We start from the raw sequence: 17,657 nt of genomic DNA, 5'->3' as shown, positions 1-17,657 counted from the left end.
GGTTCACCATGGGGGCAGTCGGTGCATCTGGTGCGCCTGGCGGTCGATGAAGGTCTGTGCCGGGTCGATGCCCTTGCTTTTCAGTGCGTGGTTGCGGACCGCCGCCTCGACCAGCACCGAGAGGTTGCGGCCCGAGGCCACGGGGATGGTGATCATCGGCACCGCCACGTCGAGGATGTCGCGATGTCCGATGTCGCCGGTGATGCGCGTCATGGCGTCGGTTTCCTCGCCATCGCGCAGCGGTTTCAGGTGCACGATGAGACGAAGGTATTTGGACGTCTTTACGGCCGTATGACCAAACATCTCGCGCACGTTGAGCACGCCGAGGCCGCGCACTTCGAGCAGATCCTGCAGCAGCTCGGGGCAGGTGCCGTCGATGACGTCCGGCGCGATGAGGGTGAATTCGGTGGCGTCGTCGGCCACCAGGCGATGGCCGCGGCTGATCAGTTCCAGCGCCAGTTCGCTCTTGCCCGAGCCGGCCTCGCCGGTGATCAGCACGCCGATGGAGAAGACCTCCAGGAACACGCCGTGCAAGGTGGCCTTGGCGGCCAGCATGCGCGCCAGGTGGTATTGCAGGTAGGTCAGCAGCTCGTGGCCGCGCTTGGCGCTGCTCCACAGCGGGGTGTTGGTTTCCTCGGCCACTTCGCGCAGGTCGGAGGGTACCGACTGGTCCTTGGTGACGATCAACGCCACCGGCTGGTGCGCGGCGATCTTGTGGATCACCTCCCAGCGCTGGCGCGAGTCCAGGCTGTCGAGGAAGTTCAGCTCCTCGGTGCCGATGATCTGGATCTTGTTCGGGTAGATGACGTTGAGGTAGCCGATCAGCGAGGGTCGGCGTGCCTGCGCCACGCCGGGTTCCAGTGCGCGCGATTCGCCACGCATGCCCGACACCCAACGCAGGGCCATGCGCTCGTAGACGTTGTCGTAGAGTTGGCGGGCGCTGAGCCGATCCAAGCGTATGTCCCTCGCGATTGCCGGCCGGGCGGCATGCCGCGGCGGTGAAGGGACATTGTGCCAGCTTGGCGGAACGGGCGTCCGGACGGCGTTGGTTGTTTCGTGCTGATGCGGGCATTGCCGGAGTGGCGTTGCGGCTTCGGCGCGGGGCGCGGGCTGGCGGTTCGGTCGGCGCCGCCGCGGGCTTTCGGAAGGGGCTGGCGGCAACGCGGCGAGACTGCGCCGCGTTGCCGCCGTTGCCGGTGTCAGCCGTACTGGCGCACTTCGCGCGCCTGGCGCTGATGCTTGTCGCTGACTTTCTGGCGATGTTTGCGCAACTGGTCGACCAGCTTGTCGAACAGCACGTCGATGGAGGCATACATGTCGGCCTCGGCGGCTTCCGCGTGGAGGGTGGCGCCGGTGGTGGTGAGGGTGCCCGAGGCACGTTGTTGCAGCTTGTCCACGACCAGCACGACGGCCAGGCCGATCAGTTTTTCGTCAAGGCGGGTGAGACGGTCGAGCTTGCCGCTGACGTGATCGCGCAAGGCCGGGGTGACTTCAATCTGCTGGCCGCTGAGTTGGAGTTGCATGGGTCGCCTCCTCTGGTGCAGTGCCGCGTTGCGCGGCGGGTGGACATGCTGCGTGGGGCCGGCATGTCTGTTGAATCACACTCATGTAGTGGGGACGTTTCGGCCGCTGGCAAGTTCCTTCGGGACGCTGTCGGGCCGTTCAACCGGCGCGTTGGCGTTCGCTGGAGCTGGGTATGCGCAAGCCCTCCCGGTATTTGGCCACGGTGCGGCGCGCCACCTGGATGCCCCGGCGCTGCAGTTCTTCGGCAATGGCCTGGTCGGACAGGGGTTTGCGGCTGTCCTCGGCGTCGATCAGCTTGCGCAGCATGGCCTGGATCGCGGTGGCCGAGGCGCTGCCGCCATCCTCGGTGGAGACGCCGCTGGAGAAGAAGTATTTCAGCTCGAACGTGCCGCGCGGCGTGTGCATGTACTTGCGCGTGGTGACGCGTGAGATGGTCGATTCGTGCATGCCCACCTCCTCGGCCACCTCGCGCAGCACCAGCGGGCGCATGGCCTCGGGGCCGTACTCCAGGAAGGCGCTCTGCTGGCGCACGATGGCGTTGGCCACCTTCATCAGGGTCTCGGCGCGCGATTCCAGGCTCTTGATCAGCCAGCGGGCCTCCTGCAGCTGGCCGCGCATCCAGCTGGCGTCCTCGCCGCGGGCCTGGGCGATCAGGCCGCAATAATGCTGGTTGAGGCCCAGCCGGGGTTGCGCGTCGGCGTTCAGGCTCACGCGCCAGTGGTTGCCGTCGCGCACCGCGTAGACATCCGGCGCCACGTATTCCACCGGCGTGGTGTCCAGCGCGGCGCCGGGGCGCGGGTCCAGGCTGCGGATCAGCAGGGCCGCGGCGGCCACGTCCTCTTCGGCGGCGCGCAGGTGGCGGGCCAGCTTGGCGATGTCGTTGCGCGCCAGCAGTTCCAGCTCGCCGTCGATCAGCCGCAGCGCCAGGTCGCGGTGCGGCGTGGCCGGGTCGAACTGCTCCAGCTGCACGCGCAGGCAATCGCGCAGGTCGAGGCTGGCCACGCCGACCGGGTCGAAAACCTGCAGCTGGCGGCGCACCGCCTCGATCTCCTCCACGCTGGCGTCGAGGCTGGCGGGCAAGGCCGCCAGCACGGCGTCCAGCCCTTCGGCGAGGTAGCCGGCGGGGTTCAGCGCATCGATCAGCACCACGGCGATGGCGTGCTGGCGCGGGGTGAACGAGGACAGGTTGAGCTGCCACATCAGGTGCTGCTGCAGGGTTTCCGGCGCCGCGTTCTGCGGTTCGAAATCTTCATCCCCGCGCGGGCCCGGCGAGCTGCCGGCGCTGCTGCTGTTGCTGGAAAAGTCGATCGGCGCTTCGGCGCTGCCGCCGGTGTCGGCCCAGTCGTCGGCCGGATCGTTGACGTCGTGCTCGACGCTGGGCGCCTCGGCGACGCTTTCGGCGACGGTGTAGTCGTCCTCGTCGTCTGTCGTTTCGCTCTCGGCCTCGTCGGCGAACTCCAGCAGCGGATTGCCTTCGGCGATCTGGCGCAGCTCGGCCTCCAGTTCCAGCTGCGACAACTGCAACAGCCGGATCGCCTGCTGCAATTGCGGCGTCAGGGTCAGCTGCTGATGAAGGCGAAACTGTAATGCGGGTTTCATGCCAACGCGGTCGAGTGGGCTGGCAACCATCCTAACCGGTCGCTGGCAAGGCGGCCATAGCGCGATGGTGGTGTTTCACGCCGGGTCGACGAACGCGGCCCTCAGAGCCGGAACTCGCGTCCCAGGTAGACCTCGCGCACCTTCTCGTCGGCCAGGATGTGCGCGGGCGTGCCGCGCGACAGCACCTCGCCGTCGTTCAGGATGTAGGCGCGATCGCAGATGCCCAGCGTCTCGCGCACGTTGTGGTCGGTGATCAGCACGCCGATGCCGCGCTCCTTGAGGTGGCGCACGATGCGCTGGATCTCGCCGACCGAAATGGGATCGACGCCGGCGAACGGCTCGTCCAGCAGCATGTAGCGCGGCTTGGCCGCCAGCGCGCGGGCGATCTCCACGCGGCGCCGCTCGCCACCGGAAAGGCTGATGCCTTTCTGCCCGGCGATATGGGCGATCTTCAACTCGTCGAGCAGGTTTTCCAGTTCGGTGCCGCGCTGGTTCGCGTCCAGTCCGGCGCGCAGTTCCAGCACCGCCATGATGTTGTCCGCCACGCTGAGCCGGCGGAACACGGACGCTTCCTGCGGCAGGTAGCCGATGCCCAGCTTGGCGCGCGCGTGCATGGGCAGGCCGGTGATGTCCTGCTGGTCCAGCTTGATGCTGCCGGCATCGGCCTCGATCAGGCCCACCACCATGTAGAAGCAGGTGGTCTTGCCGGCGCCGTTGGGGCCGAGCAGGCCCACGACCTCGCCTTCACGGATCGAGAAACCGAAATCGCGCACGACCTGGCGCGCGCGAAAACTCTTTTGCAGACCTTCGGCGGACAGCATCGGTTACGGTGTTCCCGGCGTGGCGCTGCTCTGCGCCGGGGCGGGCGCGCTGGTGCCAGCTGGCGCGGGAGCGGCAGGCTTGTCCGCGGGCGTGGCCGCAGCCCGGGCCTTGGGCTGGAAAGTCATGTGCACCATGCCGTCGCCGTTGCTTTCGCCGGTCATCTGGCTGGTCATGGTGTTGTAGGTGAGGGTGTCGCCGCGCGCCTCACCGCGTCCCTTCTGTTTCACCACGGCGTTGCCGGTCAGCACCGCGTAATCCTTGTCGGCGTGGTAGTCGATGCTGGCGGCTTCGCCCTGCATCAGGTTGCCGTTGTCGTCCAGCTGTTCGATATGCGCCGGGTTGCCGGTGATGACCACGCGGTCGATCTGGCTCTCGCCATCGAAGTGGACCTTGGCCTGGGCGCCGGTGGCCTTGAGCGTGCCCTGGCGGATCACCACGCTGCCGGTCAGGGTGCTGACCGTGTTCGGCTTCTGGAAACCCTCGAATTGCTTGGCGTCGACCTGCATCGGTTGGTCGCGGTCGCTCTGTCTGGCGAAGGCCGGCGACAGCGCAAGCAGCCCCAGCACCAGCCAGGCGGCGCTAGCGCTTGCGCGGCGGGAACGTGGCGTGGACGTCATCGAGCAGCTCCAGGTGTTTGTCGTTGAGGTTGGCACGCATGCCAAGACCGGTGATTCTAGTGCCCCCTTGCACCATCTGCGCCGCTGCCGCCGTCTGCATGCGGTTGTCCTTGGGCCAGGCGGTGATGTCGGCGGTATGCAGTTCGGTGGCGGGCGTGTCGTCGTAGGCGGCCCGATGCATGTACACGGGCCCCTGCAGTTTCAGCAGCGTGCCGGCCTTGTCGACCCAGCCGTACAGCGACTCGCCCTTCCAGTCGGGCACGCCGGGCAGGTTGGAGGGCAGGTCGAAGGTGGGCGAGTTGATGTAAAGCGACTCGTCGCCTTCGCGCCGCTCGACGTGCGGCGCCACCAGGTGGAACGCGGGCTGGCCTTCGGTGTTGTACTTGGTGACGCGTGCGTCGGTAAGCGTGTAGCCGGAACGCGGCGGACCCACGAAGTCGTTGCTCTTGGGCGCCGGACCCATCCACCACAGCAGGGCCTGGGCGAGGCCGGCGGCCAGCGCCAGCCCCACGATCGCCACCGGCAGGCGGCGGTCGCGCAGGTAGCGGCGCAGGCTCACTGCCAGCGCTCCCGCTCGGCCTCGGCCTTGCCTTGCGCCAGCAGGATCAGGTCGCACACTTCGCGCACGGCGCCCTCGCCGCCGCGATGGCGGGTTTGCCAGTGCGCCTGCGCGGCCAGCCAGGGGTGCGCGTTCGCCACGGCCACCGCCAGGCCGGCCAGGCGCATCGGGGCCAGGTCGGGCAGGTCGTCGCCCACGAAGGCCGCCTGCGCGGGCGTGAGGTTCAGCGCTTCGAGCAGTTCGCGCAGGCAGGCGCGCTTGTCGCCCTGGCCCTGGTAGACGTGGGCGATGTCCAGCTCCTCGGCGCGCAGCGCCACCGGGTGGCTGATCCGCGCGGTGATGATGGCCACCTGCACGCCGTTGGCCTGCAGGCGTTTCAGGCCCAGCCCGTCGTGCACATGGAAAACCTTGGTTTCGCGGCCGTCCTCGCCGTAGTGCAGGCGGCCGTCGGTGAGCGTGCCGTCCACGTCGAATACCGCCAGGCGAATGGCGGCGGCGCGGGCGAGCAGGTCGGTGGGGAGGTTGGCGAGGTAGCTTTCAGTCATGCGTGGTGGCGGGTTGGCGAGCGCGGTCGAAGGCCCCATCAAACCACGCGGGCACGCAGCAGGTCATGAATATTCAACGCGCCGACCACGCGCTGGTCGGCGTCGACCACCAGCAGGGCGTGAATCTGGTGCTTTTCCATCAGCTGCGCCGCCTCGGCCGCCAGCTTGTCCGGGCCGATGGTCTTGGGGCCACGGGTCATCAGTTCGGTGACGGTGGCGCCGCGCAGGTCCACGCCCACGTCGTCCAGCGCGCGGCGCAGGTCGCCGTCGGTGAACACGCCCAGCAGGCGGTCGTCGGCATCCACCACGGCGGTCATGCCCAGGTGTTTGCGGGTCATCTCGACCAGCGCGGTGGTGAGGCCGACATCCGGCGCCACCCGCGGGATGTCGTCGCCGGTGTGCATCACGTCGCTGATCCGCAGCAGCAGGCGCCGCCCCAGGCTGCCGGCCGGATGCGAGCGGGCGAAATCGTCGGAGGTGAAGCCGCGCGCCTCCAGCAGGGCGATGGCCAGCGCGTCACCCAGCACCAAGGCCACAGTGGTGCTGGTGGTGGGTGCCAGGCCCAGCGGGCAGGCTTCGCAGCTGATGCTGCCGTCCAGGTGCACGTCGGCCTGCCGCGCCAGCGAGGAGCCGGGTTTGCCGGTAATGGCGATCAGCGGTATGCCCTCGCGCTTGAGCGTGGGCAGGATGAAAAGCACCTCGTCGGTTTCGCCGGAATAGGACAACGCCAGCACGACGTCCTGCGGCATGATCATGCCCAGGTCGCCGTGGCTGGCCTCGCCCGGATGCACGTAGAACGAGGGCGTGCCGGTGGACGCCAGGGTGGCGGCGATCTTGCGCGCCACGTGCCCGGACTTGCCCATGCCGGTCACCACCACGCGGCCGTGGCAGTTCAGGATCAGCCGGCATGCCTCGACGAAATCGGCCCCGATGCGCGGCTCCAGCGCGCCGATGGCCTCCGCTTCGGTCGCGATGACGGCCCGCGCATGGCGAACGATGGCATCGGGCTGCAGCGTGACGGTGGCAGGCGGGGCGATGCGTGCGTTCATGGGAGCTCGAATGGGAGAGTCATCGGGGCGTGTTGCTGATCGGCCAGGCGACGGGGCGGTGCGGCGTCGTTTCTGTGGCATGAAATTTCCACTATCATGACCGATCAGCATTTTACCGTCATAAGCCGTTGGGCAGGGTCGTGTGCCCCGGTTATGTGCCATCAGTCGTGAAGCCCATGGATTCTGACCGCATCAAATCCCTGATCGAAGCCGGGTTGCCGGGAGCGCGGGCCGAGGTCAGTGGCGCCGATGGCGTGCATTTCGAGGCCACCGTGCTTGCCGACCAGTTCGCGGGCAAACTGCCGCTGGCTCGCCACCGCATGGTTTACGCCACGCTGGGTGAGCTGATGGGTGGGGAAATTCACGCACTGGCCCTGAAAACGCTGACGTCCGAGGAAGCGGCGCGCCGCTGAAGCCGCCGCGCTTCCGACCCCTTTTTTCGAAGGACTTTCGATGGCCAAGATCCTGATCAGCGGTGGCGTACCGCTCCACGGCGACGTGGGTATTTCCGGTGCGAAGAACGCCGTGCTGCCCATCCTCGCCGCCTGCCTGTTGGCCGACGAGCCGGTCAGCGTGGGCAACGTGCCGCACCTGCACGACGTCACCACCTTCATCGAGCTGCTCGGCCAGATGGGCGTGCAGCTGGTGCTGGACGACCGCATGAAGATGCACGTCGACCCGCGCACCACCAATACCTGCGTGGCGCCGTACGACCTGGTGCGCACGATGCGCGCCTCGATCCTGGTGCTGGGCCCGCTGGTGGCGCGCTTCGGCCAGGCCGAGGTGTCGCTGCCCGGCGGCTGCGCCATCGGCTCGCGTCCGGTCGACCAGCACATCCGCGGCCTGCGGGCGCTGGGCGCCGAGATCAGCGTGGAGAACGGCTACATCAAGGCGCGCGCCAAGCGGCTCAAGGGCGCGCGCATCCTGATGGACATGGTCACCGTCACCGGTACCGAGAACATCATGATGGCCGCCACCCTGGCCCACGGCACCACGGTCATCGAGAACGCGGCGCAGGAGCCCGAGGTGGTCGACCTGGCGCATTGCCTGATCGCGATGGGTGCGCAGATCGAGGGCATCGGTTCGTCCACGCTGGTGATCCATGGCGTGGAGCGCCTGCACGGCACCGACTACCACGTGCTGCCGGACCGCATCGAAACCGGCACCTTCCTGGTCGGCGCGGCGATCACCGGCGGCAAGGTGCGCGCACGGCACGCGCGCGCCAATACGCTGGATGCAGTGCTGTCCAAGCTGGAAGAGGCCGGCGCGCACATCGCCACCGGCGACGACTGGATCGAGCTGGACATGGGCGGACGCCGGCCCAAGGCGGTCAACATCAGCACCGCGCCGTACCCCGCGTTTCCCACCGACATGCAGGCGCAGTTCACCGCGCTCAACTGCGTGGCCGAGGGCACCGGCGTGATCACCGAGACGGTGTTCGAGAACCGCTTCATGCACGCGCACGAGCTGCAGCGGCTGGGCGCGGACATCCACCTGGAAAGCAACACCGCGGTGATCAAGGGCGTGGGCCAGATGAGCGGCGCACCGATCATGGCCACCGACCTGCGCGCCTCGGCCTGCCTGGTGCTGGCCGGCCTGGTGGCCGCGGGCGACACCACCGTCGACCGCGTGTACCACATCGATCGCGGCTACGAGAACATCGAGGAGAAGCTCGGCACGCTGGGCGCAAAGATCCGCCGTCTGCCGAACTAATGGCCCTGGCCTGAGCTGGCGGCGGCCCTTCGACTTCGGCCTGCGACCTACGCTCAGGGAGATCGGTGATTCGAGGCCTTCCTCGGCCAATGGGCTCCCTCAGCCGATCACCCTGAGGGAAGCTCTGATTTTGCTCGTCATCCCAGCGAAAGCTGGGATCCAGTGTCTGCAGGTCGTTCAATGCAGAAGCACTGGATTCCTACTTGACCAGCCCTTCGGTCGTTAAAAAGCGCCTCCCAGGAATGACGAGCAAGAAGCCGATTGATCAGACTTTCCTGAGCGTAGCGCAGCGAAGTAGAAGGGCGCCCGCCGGACTCTACATGCGTCCATGCCTGTCGTGTCGCCCTATTACCGGCCGCGATTCCGGAAATGAAGTGCGAGGCCAGCCACCTTTTTGCAAGCCCCGAGAAAGCCTCAATCCGCGCGATAGCTCAGCAATTCCATTTCCACGTTGCCGCCATCGTGCTGCGAGAGCTTCACCGGCAGCGGGTAGCGGTCGGGCACATACCAGGCGCTGAAGCCGCGGTCCGCGTCGGTGCGCTCCACCCGCTCGGCGTCGAAGCTGCCGGCCGGCACCTTGACGGTTTCCTTGCCGGTCACCTTGAAGTTCTGGGTTTCCACCTGCTGTTTCACCGCGACCGGCAGCGCCACGCTGGTGCGCCCGCCGCGCAGCGCCATGCCGATCGCCAGCGCCAGCGTGTTGCGCTCCACCATGCCCGGCACGGCCGGGTAGGTTTTCGCGCCCTTGCCTTCGTCCACGCTGACCTGCTTTTTCGGCCAGTCCACGCGCAGGTGGCGCTGCTTGTTCTTGATCGCGGAGCTCAGCGCGTAGTCGTAGCTGATCGCCTCGGGCACGGCGCCTTTCCAGCGGAAGCGCGAGCTTTCCTCGAGATTGGCGGCCAGCATCGCCGCCACGCCGCCACTGCCTTTCACGGTCTTGCTGTAGATCCACTCGCCATTGCCGGCGTCACGCAGCGTGACCTCGGCGTCGCCCAGCGGCATGCCGCCCTGGGTGACGCGGTAGGTGGCGGTAAAGGCCGTGGGCGTCTTGGCGGCCACGGCGGCGCTGCCCAGCAGCAGGGCGGTGCCGATGAATGGGACGAACAGGGAGCGAATGATCATCGGCCGAGTCTGCCGCGGCCGGGCTGAACCGTGCGTCAAGGCAGGTGCAGGCCGTGCTCGCCCAGCGCCAGCGGCGCGCGCAGCGGTTGGCCATCGAGTTGCACGCCGTCGTCGCACCAGCGCAGGCGGCGGCTGGCCATCAGGCTCAGCACGGTCGGCAGCAGGCGGTGTTCCAGCGGCAGCAGGCGCTGCGCCAGGGAGTCCTCGTCGTCATCGGGATGGATGGTGATGCGCGTCTGGGCGATCAGCGGCCCACCATCGAGCTCGGCGGTGACGAAGTGCACGCTGGCGCCGTGCTCGCGGTCGCCTGCTTCCAGCGCGCGGCGGTGCGTGTGCAGGCCGCGGTACTTGGGCAGCAGCGAGGGGTGGATGTTGATCACGCGGCCGATCCAGGGCGTCAGCGCATCGCCGTCCAGGATGCGCATGAAGCCGGCCAGCACCAGTACCTCGGCGCCGCTGGCGGCGACGCGGGCGAACAGGTCCAGGTCGAAGCTTCGCCGATCCGGGTAATTGCGCGGGTTCAACGCCAGCGTGGCGATGCCGGCCGTTTCGGCCAGCTGCAGCGCCGGCGCGCTGGCCTTGTCGCTGCCCACCAGCACGAATTCCACTGGCAGTTCGCCGCGGTCGCGCGCGGCCAGCAGGGCGGCCAGGTTGCTGCCGCGGCCGGAGGCCAGCACGGCCACTTTCAATGGGGTCGCGCCTGCTCGGCCGGTGTCGGTCACATCGGTGGAGGAAAGAGTGGCGATCAAGCGTGGATACTCAGCCGATCCGCACGCGCTCGTCGCCCGCGGCGGGCACGACTTCGCCGATGACCGCGCTGGCCAGGCCGTGCGTGGCCAGCAGCTTGGATGCCGTGGCCACCGCATCGGCCGGCAGGATCACGGTGAAGCCCATGCCGCAGTTGAACGTGCGCCACATCTCCTCGCGCGCCACGTTGCCCTCGCGCATCAGCCAGTCGAACACCGGCGGCAAGGCCAGCGCCGACGCCTGCAGCGCCAACCCCAGGCCGTCGGGCACCACGCGGATGATGTTTTCCTTCAGGCCGCCGCCGGTGATGTGGGCCATGCCGTGCACCTGATCCGCCTCAGCGCGCAGCAGTTCCAGCATCGGCTTCACGTAGATCGTCGTCGGTGCCATCAACGCATCGGCCAGCTTCACGCCGCCAAGGTCCAGGTCCAGGGGATTGCCGGCGCGCTCCAGGATCTTGCGGATCAGCGAATAACCGTTGGAATGCGGGCCGGACGAGGCCACGCCCAGCACCACGTCGCCGGCCACGATGCCCGCACCGCTGAGCATTTGCGATTTTTCCACCGCGCCCACGGTGAACCCGGCCAGGTCGTATTCGCCCGGCGGGTACATGTCGGGCATTTCGGCCGTCTCGCCGCCGATCAGCGCGCAGCCGGCCAGTTCGCAGCCCCTGGCGATGCCGCCGACCACGGCCGCGGCGGTGTCCACGTCCAGTTTGCCGGTGGCGAAATAATCGAGGAAGAACAGCGGCTCGGCGCCCTGCACCAGCACGTCGTTGACGCACATGCCGACCAGGTCGATGCCGATGGTGTCGTGGCGGCCGAGCGTCTGCGCCAGCTTCAGCTTGGTGCCGACGCCGTCGGTGCCCGACACCAGCACGGGCTCCCGGTAGCGGCCGGAGAGGTCGAACAGGCCGCCGAAGCCGCCCAGTCCGCCCATCACTTCCGGGCGCAGCGTGCGCTTGACCAGCGGCTTGATGCGTTCGACCAATGCATTGCCGGCGTCGATGTCGACGCCGGCGGCGCGGTAGGTGAGGGCGTCAGACATGGCGAGGACCTTGGTCAGGATCTGCGGCTGGATGAAAACGCGCAAGTTTAGCAGTTATGTGGCGGCGGCTGGTCGCCGGCGCCGCAGCCTTTGCCGCTGTCGGGGCGCCGTCGTGGACGCTGGCGGCGCGATTGGGCAGACTTCCCTGCGTTGCCCGCCAAGAATCCACGCTTATGCGCCTGTTTCGTCTGTCGATTGTCGCCCTGTTGCTGGCGTTTGCCGCGTGGTCGCCGCTGCATGCGCAGGCGGCGGGTTCGCCGTATTCGGTCACGGTACCGGTCAGCGACACCAGCAGCGGCCAGCGCGACGAGGCGTTCGCCACGGCGCTGGGCCAGGTGCTGGTGCGCGTGGCGGGCGGGCAGGACCTGCGCGGCAAGGCCGGTTACGCCGACGCGCTGGGCAAGGCGCGATCGCTGGTGCAGCAGTTCCAGTACGCCAAGGCGGACGGCGGCGGCCTCTCGCTGCAGGTGAATTTCGAGCCCGGCGCGGTGCGGCGGCTGGTCAAGACGCTGGGCGTGTCCAGTGCCGGCGTCAAGCCGCCGGTGCTGTTGCTGGTGAAGGGCAGCGATGGGCAGTTGCTGCAGCAGGATGACCTGGGCAGCCTGGCCCAGGCGGTGACCGCCGGCGGCACCAATGTGGTGTATCCGGACCGGGCCAACCCGCCGGAGCTGGCGCGCGTGGCGGCCGCCGACCCGGCCGCGCTGGCATGGCTCAACCAGCAGTACCACACCGGGCTGGTATTGCTCGGCAGCCTGCACGATGGCGGCGGCGACTGGGTGCTGGTGTCCGGCGGAAAGGCGCAACGCTGGAGCAACCATGGCGCCACCGAGGACGCCGTGCTCGCCGACGCCGGTCGCGACGCGGTAAGCCGCGTGGGCCAGCAACTTAACGTGGTCAGCGCCACGGTCACCACCAGCCGGCTCTGGGTGGATGGGCTCGGTTCGGCGATGGCGTACGCGAACCTGTTGGCGATGCTGGAGGCGGACCCCATCGTGCGCAGCGTGACGACGCTGGGCGCGCAGGACGACGGCATCATGCTCGAAGTCCGGGCGGCGCTGCCGGCGGCGGCGCTGGCCACCAACCTGGCGGCCGGCGGCCGTCTGCTGCAGGACGCGCCGCACGATGGCGCCGACGCCAGCCTGCGCTGGCTGCATTGATGGCCGTGGATGGCGCGCAGGGGATCGAGCCGTGAACCAGGACACTTCCCACCGCTGGCAGATGCTGGCGATCACCGCGATCATCGCCTGGCTGGTCTGGCTGCTGGCGCCGGTGCTGATGCCGTTTGCGGTGGCCGCCATGCTGGCCTACCTGGGCGACCCGCTGGCCGACCGGCTGGAGCGGCTGGGCCTGAAGCGCATGTGGGCCGCCACCGTGGTGTTCGTGGTGCTGCTGCTGGTGGTGTGCGGCGTGTTGCTGCTGCTGATTCCGCTGATCGCGCGGCAGGTGGAAAACCTCATCGAGAACCTGCCGCGCTACGGTGACTGGGCGCAGCACGTGGCCTGGCCGTGGCTGCGCGACCGGCTGCATCTGGACCCTGACACCTTCGACAGCGACCGTCTGCTGGAGGCGATCAAGGCGCACATCGGCTCGATCGGCACGGTCACCGCCACGGTACTGGGACGGGTGTCGCGTTCGGGCATCGGCATCGCGATGTGGCTGACCAACCTGGTGCTGATCCCGGTGGTGGCGTTCTACCTACTGCGCGACTGGGACCGCCTGGTGGCCACCATCGACCGCATGCTGCCACGCTCGATCCAGCCCACCATCGCGTACCTTGCGCGCGAGTCGGACAGCATCCTGGGCGCCTTCGTGCGCGGCCAGCTGCTGGTGATGCTGGCGCTGGGCGTGTTCTACGGCGCCGGGCTGGGCCTGGTCGGGCTCACCGTGGGGCCGCTGATCGGCATGGTCGCGGGCCTGCTCAGTTTCGTGCCTTACCTGGGTTTCATCATCGGTTTCGTGGCTGCCATCGTGGCCGTGCTGGTGCAATACGGCGACTGGATGCACGTGCTGCTGGTGTGCGGCGTGTTCGTGCTGGGGCAGCTGCTGGAGGGCTACGTGCTGGTGCCCAAGCTGGTGGGCGACAAGATCGGCCTGCACCCGGTGGCGGTGATCTTCGCGGTGCTGGCCGGCGGCTACCTGTTCGGCTTCCTGGGGGTGCTGCTGGCGCTGCCGGCGGCGTCGGTGATCATGGTGCTGCTGCGCTACCTGCTCGAACGCTACCGCATGAGCGAGCTGTACAACGAGGCCGGGCCGGATGATCCGGTGGTTGCCGAGGTCGAGCTCAGCGTGCACGGCGATGGCCGCGTCGAAGCGAACGACGTCACGTCGCCGGACGACGGAACCGCCCCATGATTCCGCAGTTGCCGCTGGCGCTGCGCTGGCCGCGGCGCCAGCGCTTCGAGCATTTCCACGCCGGTGCCAACGCGGCTGCGGTGGCCGCGGTGCAAGCGCTGGCGCAGCGGCCCGGCGCGCCGTGGGTCTACCTCGGCGGCCCGGCCGGCAGCGGCAAGAGCCACTTGCTGGTCGCGGCCTGCCATGCGGCCAGCGCGCTCGGCCGCACGGTGCAATATTTGCCGTTGGGCCGCCTGGACGACCATGCCGCGGCGATCCGCGGCGTGGCCGGCAGCGAACTGCTGGCGCTGGACGACCTCCACGCCATCGCCGGCGATCGCGACGCCGAGCATGCACTGTTCGACCTCTACAACCGCGCCCGCGCCGAAGGCAGCGCACTGCTGTTTGCCGCCAACGTCATCGCGACGCAACTGTCGCTGGGGCTGCCCGACCTGCGCTCGCGCCTGGGCGCCTGTACGCATTACACGCTGAAACCGCTGGACGACAGCGAGCGCCGCCATGTGCTGAAAAGCCGGGCCGCAGCGCGCGGCATCCAGCTCGACGACGCGGTGCTGGACTGGCTGTTCTCCCGCTATGCCCGCGACCTGGGCGCGCTGCTCGACCTGCTCGACCGGCTGGATCAGGCCTCGCTGGCCGCGCAGCGACGCATCACCGTACCGTTCCTGCGCGATTTCCTGCGCGACGCCGCCGAACGGTAGGCGCAAATCCCGTCGGCGAATCCGCGCAAAAAAAGGCGCCTCGCGGCGCCTTCGATGTGTCGATGAAACGTAGCTCAAGCCTTGAGCAGTTCCGGCGTGGCCTGGGCGCCGATCGCGTCCACCATCGCGTTGGCCACATGCAGGTTGCCGGCGATGAGGTTGCCGCTGGCGGGGATGCCGTCGCGGCCGGCGAAATCGCAGTAGCGGCCGCCCGCCTCGTGCACCAGCAGCACGCCGGCGGCCATGTCCCAGGCTTTGAGGCCGATCTCGAAAAAGCCGTCGTAGCGGCCGGCGGCCACGTAGGCCAGATCCAGCGCGGCGGAGCCGGAGCGGCGGATGTCCTCGGCCTGGCCCAGGATGGCGCGGGTCATGTCCAGTTGCGGCACCAGGTGCTGGCGCTGGCGGTACGGGAAACCGGTGGCGATCATCGCACCGCCCAGGTTCTCGCGCTTGGAGACGCGCATGCGGCGGTCGTTGAGGTAGGCGCCGTCGCCCTTGCTGGCGGTGAACAGCTCGTCGCGCAGCGGGTCGAACACCACCGCGTGGATCGGCACGCCCTTTTCCAGCAGCGCGATGGAGACGCTGAAGTGCGGGATGCGGCGCAGGTAGTTGTGGGTGCCGTCGAGCGGGTCGATCACCCAGGTCAGCGGGCCCTTGCCGATGGCACCGCTCTCCTCGGCCAGGATCGCGTGGTCGGGATAGGCGCGGCGCAGTTCCTTGACGATTTCCGCCTCGGCCAGCTTGTCGACCTCGGAGACGAAATCCATCTGCTGCTTTTCGACGACGTTGAGGCCGTCGATGCGGTTCATGTAGCGCAGGATGACATTGCCTGCGGAACGCGCGGCGCGCGCCGCGATCGTGACGTGGGGTCGGGCCATGGGTTTCGGCTTTGGAAGAGAACTTATGTTGCGGCCGCGCATTCTAGCAGAGGCGGCCTATCCACGCGGCCCGGCTCGTCGCTGCGGCGCGTTGCCACTATGCTTGCAGGCTGTTCTCGCCACGCCACGCCCATGACCGACATCCCCGACCTCGCCGCCCGCCTGCGCTTCGTGCTGGTGCGCACCTCGCATCCGGGCAACATCGGCAGCGCGGCGCGGGCCATCCGCACGATGGGCTTCGAACGGATGGAGCTGGTGCTGCCGGCGCGCTTTCCCGATCCCGATGCCACCGCGCTGGCGGCCGGCGCCGACGCCGTGCTGGCCGGGGCAGGCATCCGCGACACGCTGGTGGCCGGCCTGGCCGGCAGCAGCCTGGCACTGGGCCTGTCAGCCCGTCGGCGCGGCGTGACCCTGCCCGAACTTTCCCCGCGCGAGGCTGCCGCGCAGGCGCTGGCCGCCGCCGCCCGCGGCGAGCAGGTGGCACTGGTATTCGGCAACGAGCGCACCGGGCTGGAGAACGAGGAGCTGGCGCATTGCCACGCGATGGTGCGCATCCCCAGCGTGGATGACTTCAGTTCGCTCAACCTGTCGCAGGCGGTGCAGGTGATGGCCTACGAGCTGCGCATCGCCATGCTGCAGGACACGCCTGTGGCGGCGCCGCCGGTGCATGACGAGCCGCCGGCCGACGCAGCGCAGATGGAAAGGTTCTACGGGCACCTGGCGCAGACGCTGGACGACATCGACTTCCACAAGGGCCGCACGCCCACCACGATCATGCTGCGCCTGCGCAAGCTGTTTCAGCGCGCGCAGATGGATGAGCGCGAGTTGCGCATGCTGCACGGGATATTGGCCGACGCGCAGCGGATGGCGGGGCTGGCGAAGGGCGAGAAGTGAGAAGTGAGAAGTGAGAAGTGAGAAGTGAGAGAAAGCCGCGGCCGGCGCCACATCAGCCTTCTCTCAGTTCTCACTCCTCTCCACTCGCTCCTGCCTGTCAGCCTGTCTCCTCATCACCGGCATCGTTCGCCGAGCTGACCAGCGTCACCAGCAGCTTGTCGATCCGCGCCCCGTCCAGGTCAACGACCTCGATCCGGATGCCGCGCCAGGTGAAGGTTTCGCCGGTTTGCGGGATGTGGCCCAGTGCGGCCATCACCATGCCCGCGGCGGTGCGGAAGTCGTGCTCGTCCTCGCCGGGCAGGTGGTTCAGCTGCAGCAGTTCGCGCAGGTCGTCGGTGGGCAGGCTGCCGTCGATCAGCCAGCTGCCGTCCTCGCGCTGCACGATCGGCGCGTGGTCGTCGCCGCCACCGTGGCCGATCTGGCTGGCGCCGACCACGGCGGCCAGCAGGTCGTTGACGGTGACCACGCCCTCGATGTCGCCGTACTCATCCACCACCAGCGCCAGCGGCGTCTCCGCGTCGCGGAATTCCTCCAGCAGATCCAGCGCGCGCGCCGTGGCGGGCACGAACAGCGGCTTGGACAGGTGGCTGAACAGTTCCGGGCGGCCTTCGGCAAAGCTGTAGAGCAGGCGCTTGACCTCGACCACGCCCACCACCTCGCTCTCGTCGCCGCGGTACACGGGGTAGCGCGAGTAGGGTGTCTTGCGCAGGATTTCCACGTTCTCCTCGCGGCTGGCGGCAATGTCCAGCCAGGCGATGCGCATGCGCGGCGTCATCACGCTGTCCACCGTGCGGTCGCCCAGGCGCAGCACGCGATTGACCATGTTGTGCTCGTCGGCATCCAGCACGCCCTGTTCGGCGCTCTCGGCCACCAGCAGGCGGATTTCCTCCTCGGTGACCACGCCGCGGCCTTGCTGGTTGATCCGCAGCAGCCGCAGCAGCCGGTCGCTGGATACGTTCAGCAGCCAAACGAACGGCGCCGTGATGCGCGACAGCAGCAGCATCGGAAACGCCACGATGACGGAGACTTTCTCCGGTGCCGCCAGCGCCAGCCGCTTGGGCACCAGTTCGCCGATGACGATCTGGATGAACGAGATCAGCACGAAGCCCAGCACGATGCCGATGATGTGGGTATAGGGCGTCAGCCAGGCCAGCTGGTCGCCCTGCAGCGCGTCGGCGAGGTGGGCGCCCAGCGCGTCGCCGGCCACGGCGCCGGTGATCAGCATGACCAAGGTGATGCCCACCTGCACGGTCGACAGGAAATGCTCCGGCGATTCGGCGTGGCGCAGCGCCAGGGCCGCGCCGCGGCTGGTTTTCGCCATCTGCTTGAAGCGGCCCTTGCGGGATACGACCAGGGCCATCTCCGACAGCGCGAAGAAGCCGTTGCAGAGTGCCAGCACGAAGACGAGCGCGATTTCGATCAGCATCGCGGCGGGGTTGGGGGCGGAGGCATGGTGGCAGTGTAAGGGCAGTGGGCCCCGCAGTTCACCTG

19 protein-coding genes are annotated in these 17,657 nt (G+C 68.4%); 6 read left to right on the top strand and 13 right to left on the bottom strand.

The annotated features are described in order from the left end of the window. Positions 1–3: 3 nt before the first annotated feature. From hprK to ABD017_RS12015, 8 genes are all read right to left on the bottom strand, one after another. Positions 4–954: an HPr(Ser) kinase/phosphatase gene (gene hprK, locus ABD017_RS12050; protein ID WP_343882990.1), complete on the bottom strand. Its 951-nt coding sequence runs from the start codon at positions 952–954 to the stop codon at positions 4–6. Between the two features lie 245 nt (positions 955–1,199). After that, on the bottom strand, positions 1,200–1,523 hold the full coding sequence (gene hpf, locus ABD017_RS12045) for a ribosome hibernation-promoting factor, HPF/YfiA family (RefSeq protein WP_343882989.1): 324 nt from the start codon (positions 1,521–1,523) through the stop codon (positions 1,200–1,202). A gap of 139 nt (positions 1,524–1,662) precedes the next feature. Beyond that, entirely contained in the window at positions 1,663–3,123 is a 1,461-nt protein-coding gene (locus tag ABD017_RS12040; protein ID WP_343882988.1) for an RNA polymerase factor sigma-54, read from the bottom strand. Between the two features lie 101 nt (positions 3,124–3,224). Then, positions 3,225–3,944 carry an LPS export ABC transporter ATP-binding protein gene (gene lptB, locus ABD017_RS12035; protein ID WP_343882987.1) on the bottom strand — a complete coding sequence of 240 codons (720 nt, stop codon included), beginning with the start codon at positions 3,942–3,944 and terminating at the stop codon, positions 3,225–3,227. Between the two features lie 3 nt (positions 3,945–3,947). Next, on the bottom strand, positions 3,948–4,562 hold the full coding sequence (gene lptA / locus ABD017_RS12030) for a lipopolysaccharide transport periplasmic protein LptA (RefSeq protein ID WP_343882986.1): 615 nt from the start codon (positions 4,560–4,562) through the stop codon (positions 3,948–3,950). Next, a complete protein-coding gene (gene lptC, locus ABD017_RS12025) occupies positions 4,525–5,121 on the bottom strand; it encodes an LPS export ABC transporter periplasmic protein LptC (protein WP_343882985.1) in 597 nt (198 codons plus the stop codon). Before lptC ends, lptA begins: the two co-directional genes overlap by 38 nt. Continuing rightward, a complete protein-coding gene (locus tag ABD017_RS12020; protein WP_343882984.1) occupies positions 5,118–5,666 on the bottom strand; it encodes a KdsC family phosphatase in 549 nt (182 codons plus the stop codon). Before ABD017_RS12020 ends, lptC begins: the two co-directional genes overlap by 4 nt. 38 nt (positions 5,667–5,704) lie before the next feature. After that, a complete protein-coding gene (locus tag ABD017_RS12015) occupies positions 5,705–6,715 on the bottom strand; it encodes a KpsF/GutQ family sugar-phosphate isomerase (protein ID WP_343882983.1) in 1,011 nt (336 codons plus the stop codon). Between the two features lie 176 nt (positions 6,716–6,891). Here ABD017_RS12015 and ABD017_RS12010 point away from each other — a divergent pair, with 176 nt between their 5' ends. Both ABD017_RS12010 and murA read left to right on the top strand, forming a co-directional pair. Continuing rightward, positions 6,892–7,128: a BolA family protein gene (locus tag ABD017_RS12010; RefSeq protein ID WP_343882982.1), complete on the top strand. Its 237-nt coding sequence runs from the start codon at positions 6,892–6,894 to the stop codon at positions 7,126–7,128. A gap of 40 nt (positions 7,129–7,168) precedes the next feature. Further along, complete coding sequence (gene murA / locus ABD017_RS12005; protein ID WP_343882981.1) at positions 7,169–8,428, top strand: UDP-N-acetylglucosamine 1-carboxyvinyltransferase; 1,260 nt, start codon at positions 7,169–7,171, stop codon at positions 8,426–8,428. A gap of 414 nt (positions 8,429–8,842) precedes the next feature. Here the strand turns inward: murA and ABD017_RS12000 are convergent, their stop codons facing one another. From ABD017_RS12000 to purM, 3 genes are read right to left on the bottom strand one after another with little or no spacing between them, the layout of a single operon-like run. Next, complete coding sequence (locus ABD017_RS12000) at positions 8,843–9,550, bottom strand: DUF3108 domain-containing protein (RefSeq protein WP_343882980.1); 708 nt, start codon at positions 9,548–9,550, stop codon at positions 8,843–8,845. A 35-nt stretch (positions 9,551–9,585) separates the two neighbouring features. Continuing rightward, positions 9,586–10,299, bottom strand: coding sequence for a phosphoribosylglycinamide formyltransferase (gene purN / locus ABD017_RS11995; RefSeq protein WP_425543723.1), 714 nt, complete (start codon positions 10,297–10,299; stop codon positions 9,586–9,588). A gap of 10 nt (positions 10,300–10,309) precedes the next feature. Beyond that, positions 10,310–11,344: a phosphoribosylformylglycinamidine cyclo-ligase gene (gene purM / locus ABD017_RS11990; RefSeq protein WP_343882979.1), complete on the bottom strand. Its 1,035-nt coding sequence runs from the start codon at positions 11,342–11,344 to the stop codon at positions 10,310–10,312. A 173-nt stretch (positions 11,345–11,517) separates the two neighbouring features. Here purM and ABD017_RS11985 point away from each other — a divergent pair, with 173 nt between their 5' ends. The 3 genes from ABD017_RS11985 (at position 11,518) to hda (ending at position 14,394) form a co-directional block, all read left to right on the top strand. After that, the gene (locus ABD017_RS11985) at positions 11,518–12,501 is read left to right on the top strand and encodes a DUF2066 domain-containing protein (protein WP_343882978.1); all 984 of its coding nucleotides are present in this window, start codon (positions 11,518–11,520) and stop codon (positions 12,499–12,501) included. 61 nt (positions 12,502–12,562) lie between these two features. Continuing rightward, positions 12,563–13,696: an AI-2E family transporter gene (locus ABD017_RS11980; protein ID WP_425543736.1), complete on the top strand. Its 1,134-nt coding sequence runs from the start codon at positions 12,563–12,565 to the stop codon at positions 13,694–13,696. Further along, entirely contained in the window at positions 13,693–14,394 is a 702-nt protein-coding gene (gene hda, locus ABD017_RS11975) for a DnaA regulatory inactivator Hda (protein ID WP_343882976.1), read from the top strand. The genes ABD017_RS11980 and hda overlap by 4 nt, the downstream gene beginning before the upstream one ends. 74 nt (positions 14,395–14,468) lie before the next feature. Here hda and ABD017_RS11970 read toward each other — a convergent pair whose 3' ends face one another. Further along, positions 14,469–15,272 carry an inositol monophosphatase family protein gene (locus ABD017_RS11970; protein WP_343882975.1) on the bottom strand — a complete coding sequence of 268 codons (804 nt, stop codon included), beginning with the start codon at positions 15,270–15,272 and terminating at the stop codon, positions 14,469–14,471. A gap of 132 nt (positions 15,273–15,404) precedes the next feature. Between ABD017_RS11970 and ABD017_RS11965 the strand changes: the two genes are divergently transcribed. Continuing rightward, positions 15,405–16,166 carry an RNA methyltransferase gene (locus tag ABD017_RS11965; protein WP_343882974.1) on the top strand — a complete coding sequence of 254 codons (762 nt, stop codon included), beginning with the start codon at positions 15,405–15,407 and terminating at the stop codon, positions 16,164–16,166. 97 nt (positions 16,167–16,263) lie between these two features. On the opposite strand, the gene ABD017_RS11960 is transcribed toward ABD017_RS11965, so the two are convergent. Continuing rightward, positions 16,264–17,592, bottom strand: a complete 1,329-nt coding sequence (locus tag ABD017_RS11960) for a hemolysin family protein (RefSeq protein ID WP_343882973.1) — start codon at positions 17,590–17,592, stop codon at positions 16,264–16,266. Positions 17,593–17,657: the final 65 nt, after the last annotated feature.

It is taken from the genome of Rhodanobacter caeni (assembly GCF_039523575.1).
GTDB classification, from domain to species: domain Bacteria; phylum Pseudomonadota; class Gammaproteobacteria; order Xanthomonadales; family Rhodanobacteraceae; genus Rhodanobacter; species Rhodanobacter caeni.
The sequence above is the reverse complement of the archived record's forward strand: the minus strand, read 5'-3'. Positions and strand labels throughout refer to the sequence as shown.